1 protein-coding gene is annotated in these 1,355 nt (G+C 43.0%); it reads right to left on the bottom strand.

Translation table 11 applies throughout. The features are described from left to right. Positions 1 to 115: 115 nt before the first annotated feature. Positions 116 to 1,355 (bottom strand): helix-turn-helix domain-containing protein (locus tag ACFO8Q_RS08740; protein WP_380025390.1); only part of this gene is annotated, 1,240 nt, incomplete at its 5' end.

Raw genomic sequence — 1,355 nt, 5'->3', positions numbered from 1 at the left:
TTCCTGTTTTCACAGGTGGGGGAAAATTAAATGAGCGAATGGCGGAATTTTCAGTTGACAAATACAAACGTTCGCATCAAGTATGAGAAAATGTCGTTGTTTTGTCCCCATTCATCTACTCCCAAGAAGAAACTCTTTCTCGCATGGCTTCAAGGTCCAATCTTAAAATTTCTGCACCTCGGCTAAGGGTAATTTCATCTTTTTCAATCGCGATGCGAACGAGTTTGGATAAACGATCTCCAATAAAATCGGAGGAAGATAGAGAATCCGGTTCTTGTGAACGAAGAACTTCCGGTATTGATTGTTGGAATTTATTGGGAGGTAGCGCTTCAGGTTCTTCGGTAATGCTAAGGGATTTGCTGGTCCTGGCTTTATATGCCGCCTGAAACTTGCCCCATATCGAACTGCCAACTTGCTCAGATAAACGATAAAGAACGGTTTTATAACTCACTTGAAACATGCGTTTGACCTTTAGAACACGATCTACAAAGGATAAACCGTAAGTTTCGTCCCATTCCGATTGGAAAGCTCCTTCAGGCATTAGGAAATAGGAAGCAAATATATTTGCTTCGACTTCTTGATCTTCATCTTCCATGCTTTCATCTACATCATAAGCCTCTAAGTGAAGAAGTAAGTGTCCTAACTCGTGAGCCGCACTAAAAATCCATCGTTCGACGGAAATCCGTTCCCAGACGTTAACAATGACAGCTGGACCCCCATCTTGCTCAGAAACGGATAAGCCAAAGAACCCATCGGATGCCAGACTGATGGGATAGAGTTTTATTCCGCTGGATTCAAGTAAACCGGCAATATCACGAATCGGCTGATTTTCGAACAAATTCAATTCTTTCCTAGCTTCTTCTGCAGCATGCTTGGCTCGTAGGGGTCCTGCAGGGATGGAAGATAAACGATGGGCAAGATCCTTAAACCGATAATCCACTCGATCCCGTAACAGATTCTCTAAGTAATTAAAATCATCTAACCATCGAGCCACTTCAGTCAGAATCTGGTCTCGACTGTTCATACGTTTCAATGCTCGAAAGCGAACCTTCTCCAGTGTACGAATGGGGGTAAATAAATCTTGGAGTTTGACTCCCAGACCGTTCGCGATATTTTGTAAAGTAGAGACCTTTGGAGTTGAATCGCCATTTTCGATGTTCCGATAGGCAGGTCTAGAAATCCCTCCTAGTTCCGCCGCTTTCTCTTGGCTCAAGCCCTTCGCTTCGCGAATGCGACGAAGATTGGCGCCAATGACTTTTTGATCCATACACACCACCCTTTTTATTGGTTCATTGTAAAATGAAATGCAACACATAAATATCACAAAAGCCACGGTAATTCCGTTATGATTAAGT

Source organism: Effusibacillus consociatus, from assembly GCF_042652925.1.
GTDB lineage: Bacteria > Bacillota > Bacilli > Tumebacillales > Effusibacillaceae > Effusibacillus > Effusibacillus consociatus.
The sequence above is the reverse complement of the archived record's forward strand: the minus strand, read 5'-3'. Positions and strand labels throughout refer to the sequence as shown.